The organism is Sulfurihydrogenibium sp. (assembly GCF_027448985.1).
Classification (GTDB): Bacteria; Aquificota; Aquificia; order Aquificales; family Hydrogenothermaceae; genus Sulfurihydrogenibium.
In genome coordinates, this window is sequence record NZ_DAIDMN010000003.1 from 18,808 (window position 1) to 35,816 (window position 17,009).

17 protein-coding genes are annotated in these 17,009 nt (G+C 31.8%); 11 read left to right on the forward strand and 6 right to left on the reverse strand.

The features are described from left to right. Window positions 1–30: 30 nt before the first annotated feature. The 4 genes from modA (at window position 31) to NE054_RS00620 (ending at window position 2,835) form a co-directional block, all read left to right on the forward strand. Window positions 31–804, forward strand: coding sequence for a molybdate ABC transporter substrate-binding protein (gene modA / locus NE054_RS00605; RefSeq protein ID WP_297887122.1), 774 nt, complete (start codon window positions 31–33; stop codon window positions 802–804). Window positions 805–903: 99 nt separating this feature from the next. Continuing rightward, window positions 904–1,293: a TOBE domain-containing protein gene (locus tag NE054_RS00610; protein WP_297887124.1), complete on the forward strand. Its 390-nt coding sequence runs from the start codon at window positions 904–906 to the stop codon at window positions 1,291–1,293. 1 nt (window position 1,294) lies between these two features. Continuing rightward, the gene (modB, locus tag NE054_RS00615) at window positions 1,295–1,978 is read left to right on the forward strand and encodes a molybdate ABC transporter permease subunit (protein WP_297887126.1); all 684 of its coding nucleotides are present in this window, start codon (window positions 1,295–1,297) and stop codon (window positions 1,976–1,978) included. Continuing rightward, on the forward strand, window positions 1,975–2,835 hold the full coding sequence (locus NE054_RS00620; protein WP_297887129.1) for an ABC transporter ATP-binding protein: 861 nt from the start codon (window positions 1,975–1,977) through the stop codon (window positions 2,833–2,835). Before modB ends, NE054_RS00620 begins: the two co-directional genes overlap by 4 nt. Here the strand turns inward: NE054_RS00620 and NE054_RS00625 are convergent. The 5 genes from NE054_RS00625 to NE054_RS00645 are packed head-to-tail and all read right to left on the reverse strand — an operon-like array spanning window position 2,828 to window position 5,593. Further along, on the reverse strand, window positions 2,828–3,466 hold the full coding sequence (locus tag NE054_RS00625; protein WP_297887132.1) for a hypothetical protein: 639 nt from the start codon (window positions 3,464–3,466) through the stop codon (window positions 2,828–2,830). The genes NE054_RS00620 and NE054_RS00625 overlap by 8 nt on opposite strands. Further along, complete coding sequence (gene radC / locus NE054_RS00630) at window positions 3,463–4,152, reverse strand: DNA repair protein RadC (RefSeq protein ID WP_297887135.1); 690 nt, start codon at window positions 4,150–4,152, stop codon at window positions 3,463–3,465. Before radC ends, NE054_RS00625 begins: the two co-directional genes overlap by 4 nt. A gap of 6 nt (window positions 4,153–4,158) precedes the next feature. Next, window positions 4,159–4,632: a BCAM0308 family protein gene (locus NE054_RS00635; protein ID WP_297887138.1), complete on the reverse strand. Its 474-nt coding sequence runs from the start codon at window positions 4,630–4,632 to the stop codon at window positions 4,159–4,161. A gap of 12 nt (window positions 4,633–4,644) precedes the next feature. After that, entirely contained in the window at window positions 4,645–5,013 is a 369-nt protein-coding gene (locus NE054_RS00640; protein WP_297887141.1) for a DUF29 family protein, read from the reverse strand. Between the two features lie 4 nt (window positions 5,014–5,017). Further along, window positions 5,018–5,593 carry a DUF29 family protein gene (locus NE054_RS00645; RefSeq protein ID WP_297887146.1) on the reverse strand — a complete coding sequence of 192 codons (576 nt, stop codon included), beginning with the start codon at window positions 5,591–5,593 and terminating at the stop codon, window positions 5,018–5,020. Window positions 5,594–5,678: 85 nt separating this feature from the next. Here NE054_RS00645 and dnaE point away from each other — a divergent pair, with 85 nt between their 5' ends. From dnaE to NE054_RS00665, 4 genes are read left to right on the forward strand one after another with little or no spacing between them, the layout of a single operon-like run. Further along, window positions 5,679–9,614 carry a DNA polymerase III subunit alpha gene (gene dnaE, locus NE054_RS00650; RefSeq protein ID WP_297887148.1) on the forward strand — a complete coding sequence of 1,312 codons (3,936 nt, stop codon included), beginning with the start codon at window positions 5,679–5,681 and terminating at the stop codon, window positions 9,612–9,614. A 14-nt stretch (window positions 9,615–9,628) separates the two neighbouring features. Continuing rightward, a complete protein-coding gene (locus NE054_RS00655) occupies window positions 9,629–10,678 on the forward strand; it encodes an ABC transporter permease (RefSeq protein ID WP_297887151.1) in 1,050 nt (349 codons plus the stop codon). Continuing rightward, complete coding sequence (locus NE054_RS00660; protein WP_297887153.1) at window positions 10,663–11,424, forward strand: ATP-binding cassette domain-containing protein; 762 nt, start codon at window positions 10,663–10,665, stop codon at window positions 11,422–11,424. The genes NE054_RS00655 and NE054_RS00660 overlap by 16 nt, the downstream gene beginning before the upstream one ends. Further along, window positions 11,414–12,862 carry an MlaD family protein gene (locus tag NE054_RS00665; RefSeq protein WP_297887155.1) on the forward strand — a complete coding sequence of 483 codons (1,449 nt, stop codon included), beginning with the start codon at window positions 11,414–11,416 and terminating at the stop codon, window positions 12,860–12,862. The genes NE054_RS00660 and NE054_RS00665 overlap by 11 nt, the downstream gene beginning before the upstream one ends. A 48-nt stretch (window positions 12,863–12,910) precedes the next feature. Here the strand turns inward: NE054_RS00665 and NE054_RS00670 are convergent, their stop codons facing one another. Continuing rightward, entirely contained in the window at window positions 12,911–13,891 is a 981-nt protein-coding gene (locus NE054_RS00670) for a glycosyltransferase family 9 protein (RefSeq protein WP_297887157.1), read from the reverse strand. 59 nt (window positions 13,892–13,950) lie between these two features. Here NE054_RS00670 and NE054_RS00675 point away from each other — a divergent pair, with 59 nt between their 5' ends. From NE054_RS00675 to NE054_RS00685, 3 genes are all read left to right on the forward strand, one after another. After that, window positions 13,951–15,411, forward strand: a complete 1,461-nt coding sequence (locus NE054_RS00675; RefSeq protein ID WP_297887160.1) for a glycosyltransferase family 39 protein — start codon at window positions 13,951–13,953, stop codon at window positions 15,409–15,411. Window positions 15,412–15,484: 73 nt separating this feature from the next. Next, a complete protein-coding gene (mtnC, locus tag NE054_RS00680; RefSeq protein WP_297887162.1) occupies window positions 15,485–16,174 on the forward strand; it encodes an acireductone synthase in 690 nt (229 codons plus the stop codon). 32 nt (window positions 16,175–16,206) lie between these two features. Next, complete coding sequence (locus NE054_RS00685) at window positions 16,207–16,986, forward strand: ABC transporter ATP-binding protein (protein ID WP_297887164.1); 780 nt, start codon at window positions 16,207–16,209, stop codon at window positions 16,984–16,986. Window positions 16,987–17,009: the final 23 nt, after the last annotated feature.

A 17,009-nucleotide genomic window follows, 5' to 3' on the forward strand; every position in this document is an offset into this window, starting at 1 on the left:
ATTTAGTTTTCAATAGATAAAAGGTTTGAGATGAAAAAGGTTTTGAGTTTACTGTTGACTTTAATTCTTGGTATTAAAGTTTATGCAGGTGAGATAACGGTTTATGCAGCTGCAGACCTTACTTACGCATTTGATGAGATACTTAAAGTTTACAAGCAAAAGTACCCACAGGATACCGTAAAAACTATTTTTGGTTCTTCCGGTAAAGGTTATACACAGGTTTTAAACGGTGCTCCTTATGATGTTTTCTTCTCTGCTGATATGAGTTATGTAGAAAAACTAAAACAGCAAGGACTAACAGCATCTGACATTAAACCTTACGCAATAGGTAGAATAGTTTTATGGACAAGAAAAGACTCGGGAATAGATGTTTCAAAAGGTATTAATGTAGTACTTGACCCAAAAGTGAAAAAGATAGCTATAGCAAACTGGGAACATGCTCCGTATGGCGTTGCTGCAAAACAGTGCCTTGAACATTACAAACTTTTTGATAAAGTAAAAGATAAACTTGTTTTAGGTGAAAATATCAGTCAAACTGCCCAATTTGTAGAAACAGGTGCAGCTGATATAGGGTTTTTAGCTCTTTCTATTGCAAAAAGTGATAAACTTCAAAAACAAGGCATATACTATCTCTTACCTGCAAATTGTCATAACGAGATAAAACAAGGTTATGCAATTCTAAAACATGCAACAAAAGACAAAGAGACCTTTGAAACGGCAAAGAGGTTTTATGAGTTCATACAGACCAATGAAGCAAGAAAAATATTTATAAAATACGGATTCGTCCTTCCGGGTGAAGATTGATGATTCACTTTTTTGATACTGACTATATTGGTTAAAGTTACTATAGGTTCATCAGGAAAAACTAAAACAGCAGGGATTTGCAATCTCAGAGGATAACAAATGAACATAGTTAAAGGTTATATAGTCGGTATTGAATTTACTGATACAATCTCTCAAATAAAGTTGAATACAGAAATTGGGGATTTTTACTGTGTTGTACTTGAAAATCCGGATACCGCTAACTACTTAAAGATAGATAACACGGTAAACCTTATATTCAAAGAAACTGATTTTGTAGTTTGTAGAGATAAAATACACCCTTTTAACACTTTTCAAGGAACTGTTAAATCTATCTTTAAAGGACAACTCTTCACAAGAGTTTTTATTGAAAATAAAGGTCTTCAATTTTCGGCTTTAATTACTAATTTAGAGTTTGATAATCTTCTTATAGATATCGGTAGCCAAATCTATTTTTACATAAAACCTACAAACATTATTTTGGAGGTGTAGGTTGTTAGAAATTCTTAAACAGATAGATTACTCTCCTTTTTTTCTAACCTTTAAGCTTGCTTTTATTACCACTTTAATTTTGTTTGTTGTTGGTATTCCGGTTTCATACTTTTTGGCTTACTCAAAATTTAGATTCAAATCTGCTTTTGAGGCTGTTGTGGCACTTCCTTTGGTGTTACCACCTTCTGTTTTGGGTTTTTATCTTCTGTTAATCCTATCAAAAAATGGTTTTTTAGGTAAGTTTTGGGAAGAGAATTTTGGTCATCAACTTGCATTTCATTTTGAGGGTATTGTTATAGCATCTGTAATATTTAGTTTTCCTTTTATGGTTCATCCCTTAACATCCGGATTTAAATCTGTAAATAAATCTTTGATAGAGGCTGCTTACACTTTGGGAAAATCAAAATTGGAGACACTTTTCAAAGTTATCCTTCCTAACATGAAACCTGCAATAATCACTGGAATAACCTTGTCTTTTGCCCATACCATTGGAGAGTTTGGTGTTGTTTTGATGGTAGGAGGAAGTATTGAAGGAGAAACAAAAGTGGTCTCTATAGCTATTTACGATGCCGTTGAAAGGTTAGATTACACAACAGCCCACGTTTATGCCGCAATACTTTTTGGTTTATCATTTTTTGTTTTACTGGTTGTTTATATGCTCAATAAAAGGTTTGAGATAAAATGATAGTTGTTGATGTTAAAAAGGAGCTTATTGGTTATAAAGGAAAGTTTACTTTAGATGTAAGTTTTAAAGTGGAAAAAGGAGAGTTTTTAACGATATTTGGAAAATCCGGAAGTGGTAAAACAACTGTACTTAGAATTATTGCAGGGCTTGAAAATCCAGATGAAGGATACATAGAGTTTGACGGTAAGGTGTACTTTGATTCTAAAAAAGGTGTTAATCTGCCACCACAAAAAAGAAATGTAGGATTTGTCTTTCAAAACTACGCCCTTTTTCCCAACATGACAGTTTACGAGAATGTAGCTTTTGCACTGGACAAAGAAGAAAGGGATAAAGTTGATGAGATTTTAAAAGTTGTAGAGCTTTACAACCTTAAAGACAGATATCCTTCATCACTATCGGGAGGACAACAACAGAGGGTTGCGTTGGCAAGAGCGATTGTAAAGAATCCGGATATACTACTTTTAGACGAGCCTTTGTCTGCCCTTGATTACTCAATACGATTAAAACTTCAGGACCAGCTAAAAAAACTTCATAAAATGTTTAATCTTACAACACTTTTAGTTTCTCACGACAAACCGGAGGTTTTCAAACTATCCGATAGAGTTATTTACCTTGAAGATGGAAAGATAAAAAAAGAAGGAACTCCAAGGGAAGTTTTTATAGAAAAAAGTATATCCGGAAAGTTTTCGTTTTACGGAACAGTTTTAGATATTAGAAAATCTGATATTTTAAACATAGTTACAGTTGATATAAACGGTAATCTTGTAGAAGTAGCTACAACAGAAGATTTTAACATTGGAGATGAAGTTTTGGTAGGAGCAAAAGCCTTTAATCCTATTATCAAAAAAATCAGTTAATCTTTTCAAGAGTTATATTTACTTTACCTTCTATCTCAATCCGGTAAGGTGTATTTTCATTTTTCTTTATAAAAACCATTATTTTTTTCGTCTTGCTTTTTTGAGGTTCAAAAATGTATTTAATCTCATTACCCGTTTCTTCTTTTGATATTAAGACTGGAGCGTTATTTATATAAATTTTCATAGATAAAACTTCATCCGGAGAGATTTTACCTTTAAAGAAATTTGCTATTATAGGAAGCCATGGTTTTTTTTCGTAAATCTCCTGATTTTCATATATTCTTTCTTTCTTGTTTTCTTTCTCATAAAGAGCTTTATACTCACCTTCTTCCATATACAGAAAATCGTAGTTATAAAGCCAGCTTAGAGATTTGTAGGTTTGCCCCTTTGCTTCTATTTTTCCATCTTTGTTTGTAATGTACATGTCAGCAACTGCCAACCCCATTGCGTAAACTTTGTACACCACATAGTTCTTAACTTCACTGTTTTTTGCATTTTCTTTGTTTGTATCTTCGTTGTTTGAATATGTTGTTATGTACAAAGGCTCTGTTTTATAAACATCTTCCTGAGAGTTTACCTGAGATAGTAAAACAGGAGTAAAAAGGGTTATCGGTAAAAAAACCTCTATCACAGAAGACCTTCCTTAGCAAAACTGAAAAAGTCTGATTTTCCTATTATGATATGGTCCAAAATCTCAAAACCAAGTTCAATTGAAATGTTAAACAGTTTTTTTGTAAAGTCTATATCCTCTTGGGAAGGTTTGCTACTTGCGTTTGGGTGATTGTGGGCAACTATAATTCCGTTGCAGTTGTATTTTAAAGCGTAGTACAAAATGTCTCTTGGTAACACTCTTACAACGTTCAACGAACCTTTTGCTATGGTTTCCTTTGCTAAAAGCTCATTTGAACTGTTTAAGTAAAGGGCAACCATATGTTCTTGTGATTCTTTTGATAAATACTTTAAAAGCTGGTAAGCATCGGATACAGAAGTTATTTTTATTCTATCTTCTGGTTCTTCCATTCTTTTTGCTATCTCTATTATTGATAGAATTTGAAGAGCTTTTGCAAAACCTATTCCTTTTATTTTCTTTAAATCTTCTAAGGTAAGATTTTTCAAATCTTTAAAAGATTTTCCGTTTAATATTTTTTGAGACAAACCTAAAACGTTTATACCTTTTGTTCCAGAGCCGAGAGATATGGCTAACAACTCTTCATCAGAAAGAGAAGAAAAGCCGTATTTAACGGCTTTTTCTCTTGGTAGTAAATCCTTAGGTAAATCTTTAATGGGTTTTTTATATAAAACTCTATCCTGTTTCATAAAAAATCAATCTCTATGCCAGTATACTCTTACGTATTTTTTTCCTTCCGGGTAGTTGAGTTTTAAATCACCTTTGTAGGCTCTATGGACCGCCTCTCCTACTCTCCTTGCAAGATGTTCGTAAGTTGTTCTTATAACCATTTTTCCATTTTCTTCTTTAATGTCTATAATTCTTTCTAAAGGTCTGTAAGCCATCTCTTCTTCTTCAACATTCTTTATAAGATTTAGAATTTCATCTTTGTGTTTTTGTAAAAACTCTCCTTCCAAGTAAACAACTCCACCTTCGTAGTTATCCTCTATTCTTCTACAGGCAGGACAGATTATTTTTTGTGCATTTTGAGGAACTTCTTTCATCCATTCAAATATTCCATCATGAAACACAACTCCACATCTTTCACATACAGAAGGGTCGTGATACTTTTCTTTTGTAAAGTATGGGTCATGAACGTACTCTTGAATCAACTTGTCCATTCTCTTCATCGCATCTCTCCTTTATAGGTTATATTTTTTCTTATATTCATAGATAACATCTCTATATAATATATCAATTATATCGTAAGGGCAACTGTTTGGTAGGTTTACATTTTTGATTCCATTTTTCAATAAATCTTTGCGTATGATTTTTAATGCTTCTTCCCAAGCTTTTTGTATAGTTTCAAAGCTTTCTATAAATCTTTCTAGAGAGGGCATATCTGAAACTAAATCTTCAATTTCTTTTCTTGCGTTAACTATGCTATTAATCCAGTTTTTACCACCTTTCGTTTTGTGTGACGCTATACCTGTATAATTATCCCATTTGTATAAATGGGCTAAAATTATCGCTAAATAACTTATTAAACTTCTTTCATCCCTTTTACTCAAAAATTTACCTTGTATCGTTTAATAAATCTGCAAATGCTTCAAATCCTTGTTCATGTAAAACTTTTTCTATGAATTTACTTATAAAACTATCAGGTTCATTAGGCAAATCTTGAATTTGCATGTTCTTTTTGAAAAGATACACAGTAATTAGATTTTTGGCTAATTTCCATGCGGTATTTAAATCAATTTTTTTAAGTGAAGGGGAATCTTTGACTATTTTCTCAACTTTTAAAATATAATTGAATGTGTTTTCTACAATCTTTTTTTGCTCTTTTTTTTCATTTTTGTTAATTTCGTTTTTATTTTTATAAATTGTTTTAATTATATAAAGATTTGCCATTATCTTTGCGATGTACTTATAGAGGTTTATTTTTTCTTGGTTTTTTAAACTTTCTAATTCTAAAATTAAATTTTTCCAATCAACCTGATTGAACTTCCCCTCTTTTATAAGTGCTAAATTTTTTTCAAACCACATGTAGTAATCTGTATTATAGAGGTTTTTTTCTTCTTTTTTTAAAATCTGTTTTTTCATTTTTATCCATCCTTTGTCATGTATCTTTGTAATTTTATCATATATCATAAATATAATCAAAAATTTTAGTTTTGGAAATTGAGGAATCCGGATGTAAATTATTATGGTTCAAAAAATCTGTAAGGGGTTAGATATGGGAAAGGATTTTGTTCATCTGCATTTGCATACTCATTACTCTCTGTTGGATGGTGCAATTAAGATAAAGGATTTGGCTAAAAAGGCTGTAGAGTATGGGTATAAAGCAGTTGGACTTACCGACCATGGAAACATTTTTGGGGCTGTTGAGTTTTATCAAGAGATGAAGAGTGTAGGTGTAAAACCTATCATAGGTATGGAAAGCTATTTTACAAACAACAGGTTTGAGAAAAAAGGAGAAGGGTCGGACGATATTCTAACGGATAAAAATTACCATCTTATTTTGTTTGCAAAGGATAAAACCGGATTTAAAAATCTTATGAAGTTGTCTTCGTTGGCTTACACGGAAGGTTTTTACTACAAGCCGAGAATAGATTGGGAGCTTTTAGAGAAGTACCATGAAGGACTAATCTGCCAAACTGCTTGTCTGAAAGGCTTTATCCCTCATCTTCTTTCAAAAGGGAAATACGAAGAAGCTAAATTTTATGCTAAAAAGCTAAAAGATATTTTCGGAGAGGACCTTTATTTTGAAATACAGTTAAATGGTTTAGAAGAACAAGAGGAAGCTAATAAAGGAATTATAAAGCTTGCAAAAGAGCTTGGTGTCAAAGTAGTAGGAACCAACGATTCTCATTATCTAAATCCGGAAGACCAGCCGGCTCACGATGTTATAAAAGCTCTCCAGATGAAAGAGACTTTAAAAAGCCTTCAAGAAAAAGGGAAGGCGTTTAAGGTAAAAGGTCTTCACTTTACTTCTCCGGAAGAGATGTATGAAAAGTTCAAAGGTTATGAAGAATATTTAAAAAATACGATGGAGATAGCGGAAAAGTGTAATGTTGAGATAGATACGGCTGATACAAGAGGTTATCTTTTTCCTAAGTATCAGATTCCGGATGTAGAAAATCCAACCGCTGAAGATGTTGCAAGATACTTTGAAAAGTTGGCAAAAGAAGGTTTAGAAAAGAGATTAGAAAAGATAAAGAATTTATCATCTGAAAAACTTCAAGAGTACAGAGAAAGACTTCAGTATGAGATTGATGTTATAAATAAAATGGGATTTGCCGAGTACTTCCTGATAGTGCAAGATTTTATCAATTATGCAAAAAACAAAGGTATACCTGTTGGTCCAGGTAGAGGTTCAGCTGGTGGTTCTTTGGTTGCCTACTGCTTAGGAATAACAGAGATAGACCCTCTTAAACATGGATTAATTTTTGAAAGGTTTTTAAATCCAGAAAGAATATCTATGCCGGATATTGACGTAGATTTTTGTATGGACAACAGGGAAAAAGTAATAGAGTATGTAAAAAACAAGTACGGAGAAGACAGTGTCGCTCAGATTATCACCTTCAACTTTATGAAATCAAAAATGGTTATAAGAGATGTTGCAAGAGTCTTGGGATTTCCTTATCAAGAAGCTGACAAAATAGCAAAGATGATACTTCCTGGACCGGTTCAAGGTACAACCCTTACAATAGAAGAAAACCTTGAAGCCAATCCGGATTTTAAAAAGTTATACGAAACGGACCCAAAGGTTAGGGAGCTTTTAGATTTAGCAAGAAAATTAGAAGGTTCTGCAAGACATACAGGTATCCATGCTGCAGGAATAGTTATAGCACCCGGACCTTTAGATGAGTATGTACCTGTTTACAGAGATAAAGATGGAAACAAAGCGACCCAGTTTGAGATGAAAACCTTAGAACAACTTGGTCTTGTAAAAATGGACTTTTTAGGTCTAAAAACTCTTACAGAGTTAGACTTAATGAAAAAATTGATAAAAGAAAGACATGGTGTAGATGTAAACTATCTTGATATACCCCTTGACGATGAGAATGTTTTCAAACTTCTTCAATCCGGAAAAACAACCGGTGTGTTCCAACTTGAAAGTAAAGGAATGCAAGATTTATTGGTACGCTTAAAACCTACAGTGTTTGACGAAATCATCGCCATCTTGGCTTTATTTAGACCTGGACCACTGATGAGTGGAATGGTAGATGAGTACATAGAGAGGAAACACGGAAGAAAACCTGTAGAATATCCTTTTGATGAGGTAAAGGAAATACTTAGTGAAACATATGGGCTATGTTTGACTGGAGATACTTTAATAACGTTAGCAAACGGAACTTTGATACCTATTAAAGAGATAGTTGAAAAAAATTTTGTGGGTGAAGAAGTTTTATCTCTTGATGTTAATACAAATAAAATAGTTAGAAGTAAAATTACTCACTGCTTTTACAATGGAATAAAAGATGTATACAAGATAACATTATCAAACGGTTTAGAGATAAAAGCTACAGCAGACCATAAATTTTTGACTCCTTTTGGCTGGAAAGAGGTTAAAAATCTAAATCCGGAAAGAGATTTATTAGCAATACCTATCAATGGAGATATAGGATTTACCTCCATCAAATCTATTGAATATTTTGGAAAGGAACATGTTTATGATATTGAAGTTGAAAAAACTCACAACTTTATAGCCAATAATATTATTTCTCATAACTGTATATACCAGGAACAGATAATGTTTATGTCAAACATTCTATCTGGTTTTTCGATGGCAGAAGCTGATACCCTTAGAAAAGCCATAGGAAAGAAAAATGCTGAAACTATGGCAAAGATGAAAAACAGATTTGTAGAAGGAGCTGTAGAAAGAGGATTCAGTAGAGAAAAAGTAGAAAAACTGTGGGAAGATATTGAAAAGTTTGCATCATACTCTTTCAACAAATCTCACTCAACAGCTTACGCTTACCTAACATACTGGACAGCATGGGTAAAAACTTATTACACCGACGAATTTTTTGCAGTAAAACTATCTACCGAAGCAAATGATACAAAATTTTTAAACCTACTTTCAGATATGGAAAACTTTGGTATAAAACTTCTTCCACCGGATATCAACAAAAGTATGAAAGACTTTTATATAGAATCTCCTAAAAACATCCGATTTGGTCTTGCAAGAATAAAAAACGTTGGAGAATCTTCAGCACAAGAAATAGTAAAAGAAAGACGGGAGAGAGGAAACTACGTTGATATATACGATTTTTGTGAAAGGTTGGATACAAAGACGGCAAACAAGAGAGTTTTAGAAAGTCTTATAAAAGCCGGAGCCTTTGACTTTGAAAAAGTGGACAGAGCAGTTTTACTACATAATGTTGACAAAGCCATATCAACAGGACAAAAAGCCAGAGAAAGTAAAATAGTTGGACAAAACTCTCTATTTGCCCTTACAACTACTCCTGTTGTCAACGTAAAACATATTTACGATGATACAGGTATAACAAAACTAACAGATAGAGAAAAATTAAAGTATGAAAAAGAAGTCCTTGGATTTTACCTTACAGGTCATCCTATAAATGCTTACAAGAAAGAACTTGGAAACAAAGTATCAAAAATAGGAGCTCTTTACGAAGATATTTTCGGAAGTAAAAGATTATCCGGTGATATAAAAGTAAAGTTAGCAGGTGTGGTAGATGAGATTAAAATGAAAAAAACAAAATCCGGAAATACGATGATGGTATTTAACTTTTCAGACGAAACAGGTCAGATAGACTGTAGAGCATTTCCTGAAAAATTAGACAACAAAGAACTTTTAAAAGATGATAGTATAGTTGTATTAGAAGGCTTTATAGAAGTAGACGAAGAACAGGAGAAAATATCGATGAACGTGGTAGGAGTAGAACCGATAGAAAACTTTTTAAAAGATATAAAAGGAATAAAAATAAAAATACACAAAGAAAAGGCTATGAACGGATTACTTCCAAAACTCCAAAGGATTTTTGAAAAGTACAAAGGAGACAAAGAAGTAGTGTTGTACATTTACGATAAAAACTTTGAATGTGAAATTCAGCTTCATTCAGACTTTCATGTGGATTTAAAAGACGAGTTTAAATATGAGATTTTTCAGCATATATCAGAAAAAGATGTTATTTTATTTTAAAGGAAATTTTATAAATGTTTTTAGAAATAAAAGATAGAGTTTTATACATTAAAGATTATTGGACGGTAGAAAACTACAATAAAATAAAAAAACAAGTAAAGGTTTTGTCTAAAAAATCTTTTGATTATGTAGATGCATCGGAATTAGAAAAGTTAGATTTTTATGGTGCCTATCTTATAAATAACTTCTTTAAAGAGTATGAAATAAGAAATATATCTCCTTCTTACGAAAAGATAATCAGTATGTCAAAAGAAATACCACAACTTAGTAAAAAGAAATCTAACTACTTAAGTTTAATTGTAGAAAGTGTTTATAAAAAAATCGGTGATTATTTTCAGTTTATCTCGTTTACAGGAGAAATTTTAGTAGATATTTTTAGAAATATAAAATCTATAGAAGCAAGAACTTTATTTAAAGAGTTAGAAGAAGGGGGAATTAAAGCTCTTGGAATTATAACGATTCTTTCCTTTTTGATAGGAGTTGTAATAGCATACCAAAGCTCAAAAATGCTTGCAACTTTTGGAGCAAATATTTTTATAGTAGACCTTGTATCCGTATCTTTGGCAAGAGAGCTTTCTCCATTGATTGTTGGTATTATTATGGCGGGTAGAAGTGCAAGTAGTTTTACAGCTGAGATAGGATTAATGAAAGTATCAGAAGAGATAGATTTTATGAAAACTCTTGGAATTTCTCCTTATGCTTGTGTTGTTTTTCCGAAGATATTGAGTCTTGTATTTTGGCTTCCTATACTAATTACTTATTCATTAATTTTAGGTATATTAGGAGCTATGATTGTTTCTGATTTTACTCTTGGAGTGCCACCAAATCAATTTTTTCATAGACTTACAGAAGTTTTAGACTTTGACCACTACTTAGCCGGAATAGTTAAAGGTCCTATTTTTGGTTTAACTGTTGCTTTGATAGGTGTTTATGAAGGTTTTAAGGTACAACAGAAGGCGGAAAGTGTAGGTTTTAGTGTTACAAAAAGTGTTGTTAGAACTCTGTTTGCGATTATAGTCATTGATGCTTTATTCTCGGTGGTTTACAGATGGTTAGGTATATAGTAGAAGTTGAAAATCTTGTATCAAAATATGGGGAAAAGGTTGTCCATAAAGGTTTAAATCTTAAAATAAAAGAAGGAGAGCTTTACGCTATTGTGGGTGGAAGTGGTGCAGGAAAATCTACTTTATTGAGAGAATTGTTACTTTTAAGAAAAGTAGATGGTGGAAAAATATTGTTCAAAGGAAAAGATATTACAAAACTATCTCAAAAAGAAATAGATGAGCTTAAAAAAAGAATAGGTGTAATGTTTCAGTTTTCTACAATGCTTTCATCTTTAACCGTAGGACAAAATATCATTTATGTGATTAAAAAAAGGTATAACATAGATGATAAAACAGCCATTGATATGGCAAAAATAAAACTAAATCTTGTAGGATTAAATCCAGATGTTTTTTTTATGTATCCATCTGAACTATCTGGTGGAATGAGAAAGAAAGCATCTTTGGCTGTAGCACTTTCTACAGACCCAGATATCCTTTTTTTAGATGAGCCTACTTCTGGACTTGACCCAATAAGTGCAGAAGATTTTGATACATTAGTAAGAACGTTGGTGGATACAACTGGAATAACTATAGTTCAGATTACCCATGATTTGGCATCTTTACTTTTTACGGATACCGTAGCAGTTATAAGTGAAGGTTTAATTGTTTATGAAGGAAATCCAAACGGATTGTTGAATGTTGAGAACAAATGGGTAAAAAACTTAACATCGACGTTAAGGTTCAGGAGGCTTTTAAATGGAAAGTAAACTTAAATATTTTATTGTAGGTTTTGTTTTTCTTGCATTTTTATCCGGATTTGTATTTTTAACTCTTTGGGCATACAAAGGTTTTGGAAAACAAGAATACAACACTTACTTAATAGAAACAACATTGTCTGTAAATGGTCTTGATGTAGGAAGTCCAGTAAAGTACAAAGGTGTAAGTATAGGAAGAGTTAGTGAAATAGAGATAGATAAAGAAAATCCGTCTATAGTTAGAATATACATAGATGTAGATAAAAATTTAAAAATAGGCAACAATATATATGCTACTCTCGGGATGAAAGGTATAACGGGGTTAGCTTTTATTTCTTTAGAAGAATCTGATAAACCTTTGGTTGAAACAAAAAATAATATCACAAAAATACCTCTTTTACCATCTACTTTCCAACAGATGGCAGATAAAATTCCGGATATTCTTTTGGAATCTCATTACCTTCTAAAAGATGTAAGAAAGTTGATAATGAATTTTGATATTCAAGATTTAAACACAGCAATTCAGACAACAAACACTACTCTTTTAGCTTTACAACCAACTTTGGAAAAAATAAATACAAATTTTGATACCTTGACAGAAAAGTATTCTAATTTGGCTCAACAAATTTCAGAGCTTATTCATAAAGGAAATGTTTCTGTGGAAGAAAGTAATAAATTAATAAAAGAGCTTCAATTGACAGCAAAATCATACCAAGACCTTGCAATAGAGTTAAAATCTTTATCAAAAGATATAAAAAATCAAATACCTATGTTGTCTAACAATATTCAAAATCTTTCAAACAAATCTGAAAAAATTATTCTAAATATAGATAAGTTGATTAAAAAACTCCAACAAGAGACAACAACAGAAATTTTAATCCAAAAAAACAACAAATCCTGCACCAGTGGAGGAGAAAAAATGAAAAAAATTCTACTTTTAATTTTTGTTTTATTTTCAGCTTCCTGTACACCTAAGATAATTCCGGAAAAAAATATCTCTTATTACTCAGTAGATACTATTGATATTCAACCCAAAAATAAAGTGAATATTACTTTATCAGGCATTGATGCTGTAGATTATCTTTTGACAAAGAAAATAATATACAAAGAAAATTATAAATGGGGTTATTTTCAGAGTGGAGAGTGGATTTGTAATCCGGATTGTTTGTTGGAGAAAAACATCCTTAAAGCTCTTCCGTATATAAAAGAAAATACAAAAAACAGAATTTTTATAAAAATTTTAGATTTTTATGCAGATTTTCAGTCGGAAGGGACTTATGTAGTTGCTTCATTTAAAGTAAATTTACAGACAGAAAATAAAGAACTTACAAAAGTTTTTGATTATAAAATCCAAACAAAAAAAGATTTAAAAGATGTAATATCCGGATTTGAAAACATCGTTAATAGTTTTATAAAAGATTTAGATTTGTGGTTGTCTAACTCTTTGTAAGAAGATAATCAATGTCTTTTTTTAATTGTTCTATATCAGGGTTAGGTTTTACAACTCTACAAACAGTCCAAGGGTTGTTGTGAAAATGTTCGGGTGTGTTAAAGCTAAAGTTGGTTTTCCTAACGCTACGGCTATGTGGTATGGTCCGCTGTCGCTTGAGATAACCATTTTGCCAAGGTTTATAGCTCCTACAGATTCTAAAATGTCTGTTCTTCCTGCAATATCGTATATAGGGTGGTTGTAATTTTTTAGATACTCTTTTATGAAGTTTTGATTTACTTCTTTTTCAAATTCTGCACCTATTAGGACAGGTGTTAAACCGTATTTAGAATAAACGTAGTAAATAATCTCTTGATAAATTTTGAAATCTGGTCTTTTTGGAATGGCATCCGGAGTTCCACATCCTATGTTTACAATCAAAACGTTGTCATCTAAATTAAGTTCTTTTTTTATTTTTTCTCTAAATGTAGTTGCCTGTGGAGTTTCTTTTATCTCTATTTGGATATCATTCCTCTTTATTCCAAGTTTATCTAAAACTACAAAATCTCTGTCTGTGTAATTTAGGATGTCTATTTTATGTTTTTTCTTGAAGGATTTTATAGAAGGAGCATAAAAAGAATAAAGTAATCCTCTTGGGAAAACTTCGTTTATGCCAATCGTTTTTATACCGTATTTAAATCTTCCTATCATGGATACTATTGTGGTTTCTAAGCCGTACGGTTCAAAATCTATGATAAAATCCGGATTAACTTGTTTTATAACTTTATCCGCTTCTTTTAACGCTTTTATAAAGTTTTTGACTTCGTTGAAGTACTGTTTGTTTATAGTGTAAAAACTATCTAACAGATGGTGTTTTGAAATAAGTTTTTCGGATGGATAATTAGGATGGTTTGTTAGAAATAGTAGGTTTAGTTTTGCATCCGGATATCTGTTTTTTAATGCTCTCCAAGATGCAGAACTTCTAAGTATATCACCTATTCCGGCACTGTGTCCTTTTATCATCAAAATGTTTTTTGGATTTATATCCAAAATAAACAACTCCAAAAAAGTTATAATAGTAAAAAAATTTTATCAGGATTTTTAAAAAGATGTTGAAAAAAGTTTTGATTTTTCATTTTTTGGTTCTTGTTGTTAGGGTTTTTTATGTTTTGTTTAGGGATATAGATTTATCTCCGGAAGAAGCTCAGTACTGGCTTTGGTCCAAGTTTTTGGATTTATCTTACTACTCAAAACCACCTTTGATTGCTTACATGAACTTTATCTCTACTGCTGTTTTAGGAGACACTGAGATAGGAGTTAGGATAAATGCTATTATACTTGGATTTTTTATAGCTGTTATAACTTACCTTTTTTCAAAAGAGCTTTTTAAAGATGAAAAGGTTGCGTTTTTTAACTCTACTTTTATTTACTTTATTCCTGCTTACGATATCGCTTCCATAATCTTTCTTACAGATACATCATTGGCTTTTTTCTATCTTCTTTTGTCCTATTTGTTTTATAAATCCGTAAAAGAAGATAGACCTGTCTTGTGGACTTTAACGGCAGTAGCAGGTGGTCTTGGCTTTTTATCTAAGTACTCTGTTGTTTTTTTCTTTCCGGTTGCTGTTGTTTACCTTTTACTATTTTCTAAAAAAACTTTTAAAAACAGATGGTTTTATATAAGTATTTTAATTGCTGGACTGTTTACTTTACCTGTTGTTTATTGGAACTTCTCTAACGATTTTGTATCCTTCAAACACGTAGGTAAGTTGTCAGGAGCACAAGAGAGTTTTTCTATAAATCTGAAACACTTGGGAGATTACATTTTAGGACAGATTGGACTAAACTCTGTCTTTTTATTTCCTTTCTTTGCCTACGGAATATACAAAGCATTCAAAGAAAAGGACGAAAAACTTATCTACCTTTCTTTATCACCTTTGATGGTCTTTATCTTTTTTGGATTGATTGTTTTAAAGAAGAATGTAGAGGTAAACTGGCCTGCTTTTGGTTACTCTACACTTTACATTTTATCGGGATATTACATCTATAAAAGATTTTTAAAATTAGCAATACTGCCTATGGCTTTATCTTTAATCTCTATCATGGTTTTATTTTATACTCCTATTTTAGACAAAGTTGGACTTACTAAGATTCTTCCTCCAAAAGTTGACCCAACAAAAAGACTTGTCGGTTGGGAAGAAATGGGAATGTTTGTAAGTAATTTGAAAAAAGATTATCCAAAAAGTTTTGTATTTTCGGATTCTTATCATATTTCCTCAGAGATGAGTTTTTACATAGAAGGAAAACCTTTTGTGTACTGTATAAAGGTAGATAGAAGGATGAATCAATGGGATTTATGGGAAGGTTTGGAAAAATATGAAAACAAAGGATACTACGGAATATACATAGCGGACCATCCTATGACGGAAAAAGTCAAATCCGGATTTGAATCTGTGGAAAAAGAGTATTTATATAAAGTAAGATACAGAGGAGTAGATGTTAAAGAGTACTACATATATGTCTTGAAAAATTACAAAAAAATAGAAGAAGACCCAATAACAAGCTACTAAAATTAGATGATGCAGATTTTGGAGTGTGATAAAATTTTTACGCTTATGTGCTTAAAGTAAAAAGGAGTTATTTATGGTTAAGGCTGTTTTGACCGATATTGAAGGAACAACAACACCTATATCCTTTGTTAAAGATGTACTGTTTCCATACTCTTACGAAAAAATTCAGGATTTTGTTTTAAAAAACAAAGACAATCCTCAAATTTTAAAAATCTTAGAGGAAGTAAAAAAAATAGAAGGAAAAGATTTATCTTTGGAAGAGATAATAGATACATTAAAAAAGTGGATAGAAGAAGACAGAAAGATAACACCTTTAAAGGAAATACAGGGTATTATTTGGGAAGAAGGTTATAAATCCGGAAAACTTCAAGGTTTTGTTTATCCGGATGCTTATGAAAAGTTAAAAGAGTGGTTTGAAAGTGGTATAAAAATATACGTTTACTCTTCTGGCTCCGTTAAAGCTCAAAAACTTCTTTTCTCAAATACGAACTTTGGAGATTTAAACTATCTGTTTTCAGGCTACTTTGATACAAACATTGGAAATAAAAAAGACCCTACTTCTTACAAAAAAATAGCACAAAGTATAGGATTAAATCCTGATGAAATACTCTTTTTATCAGACAATCCGGATGAGATAACAGCAGCGGCTCATTCCGGAATGAAGGTCGTTAGATTAGTAAGACCAAAAGATGCAGATTATATAAAAGAATTTCCATACACTCAGGTAGAAAGTTTTAAACAGATAAATCTCAAGATGTTATAATGTTTTAACTGATTTTACAGAGGATTTTTTTCGTGAGTGTTAAGATAAAGGTTGAAAACTTAGTAAAGGCTTTTGGAAAGAGAGAAGTATTAAAGAATGTAAATTTTGAAGTGAAAGAAATGGAAGTATTTGTCATTATGGGAGGTAGTGGTAGCGGTAAAAGTACCATAATAAAGCATATCATAGGACTTTTAAAACCAACATCCGGAAAAATATACGTAGATGGGACAGATATAACTACTTTAAAAGATTTTGAGCTTATAGAGTTTAGAAAAAAAATAGGTTATCTGTTTCAAGAAGGAGCTTTGTTTGACAGTTTGAAAGTTTGGGAAAATGTAGGATTTTACTTTCTTGAAAATACAAAAATGCCAGAAAAACAGATAAGAAAGTTGGCAGCAGAAAAACTGGCTTTGGTAGGTTTAAAAGACATAGAAGACCTTTACCCTTCACAGCTATCCGGAGGAATGAGAAAGAGAGTTTCGTTAGCAAGAGCTATATCTTACAACCCTCAGATAATACTTTACGATGAACCAACATCCGGATTGGACCCTGTTACCTCAGCTATGATAGATAACCTTATCTTAAAGTTAAGGGACAACCTTGGAGTGACTTCTATCGTCGTTACCCATGACCTTGAAAGTGCTTTTAACATAGCGGACAGAATAGCCATGATACACAAAGGTGTTATATACGCAATAGGAACACCACAAGAAATAAAAAACCATCCGGACCCTGTTGTCCAGCAGTTTATAAACAGAAGACCAGAAGGACCTATAACAGAAGAACTTATGAAAGAAATACAAAAAAGATAAGTACAAAGGAGGATAGAAACAGT

Excerpts from the sequence above, each read along its gene's own strand:
- modA (WP_297887122.1), top strand. The coding sequence starts at position 31 with ATGAAAAAGGTTTTGAGTTTACTGTTGACTTTAATTCTTGGTATTAAA.
- NE054_RS00610 (WP_297887124.1), top strand. The coding sequence starts at position 904 with ATGAACATAGTTAAAGGTTATATAGTCGGTATTGAATTTACTGATACA.
- NE054_RS00620 (WP_297887129.1), top strand. The coding sequence starts at position 1,975 with ATGATAGTTGTTGATGTTAAAAAGGAGCTTATTGGTTATAAAGGAAAG.
- radC (WP_297887135.1), bottom strand. The coding sequence starts at position 4,152 with ATGAAACAGGATAGAGTTTTATATAAAAAACCCATTAAAGATTTACCT.
- NE054_RS00635 (WP_297887138.1), bottom strand. The coding sequence starts at position 4,632 with ATGAAGAGAATGGACAAGTTGATTCAAGAGTACGTTCATGACCCATAC.
- NE054_RS00645 (WP_297887146.1), bottom strand. The coding sequence starts at position 5,593 with ATGATATATGATAAAATTACAAAGATACATGACAAAGGATGGATAAAA.
- dnaE (WP_297887148.1), top strand. The coding sequence starts at position 5,679 with ATGGGAAAGGATTTTGTTCATCTGCATTTGCATACTCATTACTCTCTG.
- NE054_RS00655 (WP_297887151.1), top strand. The coding sequence starts at position 9,629 with ATGTTTTTAGAAATAAAAGATAGAGTTTTATACATTAAAGATTATTGG.
- NE054_RS00660 (WP_297887153.1), top strand. The coding sequence starts at position 10,663 with ATGGTTAGGTATATAGTAGAAGTTGAAAATCTTGTATCAAAATATGGG.
- NE054_RS00665 (WP_297887155.1), top strand. The coding sequence starts at position 11,414 with ATGGAAAGTAAACTTAAATATTTTATTGTAGGTTTTGTTTTTCTTGCA.
- NE054_RS00675 (WP_297887160.1), top strand. The coding sequence starts at position 13,951 with ATGTTGAAAAAAGTTTTGATTTTTCATTTTTTGGTTCTTGTTGTTAGG.
- mtnC (WP_297887162.1), top strand. The coding sequence starts at position 15,485 with ATGGTTAAGGCTGTTTTGACCGATATTGAAGGAACAACAACACCTATA.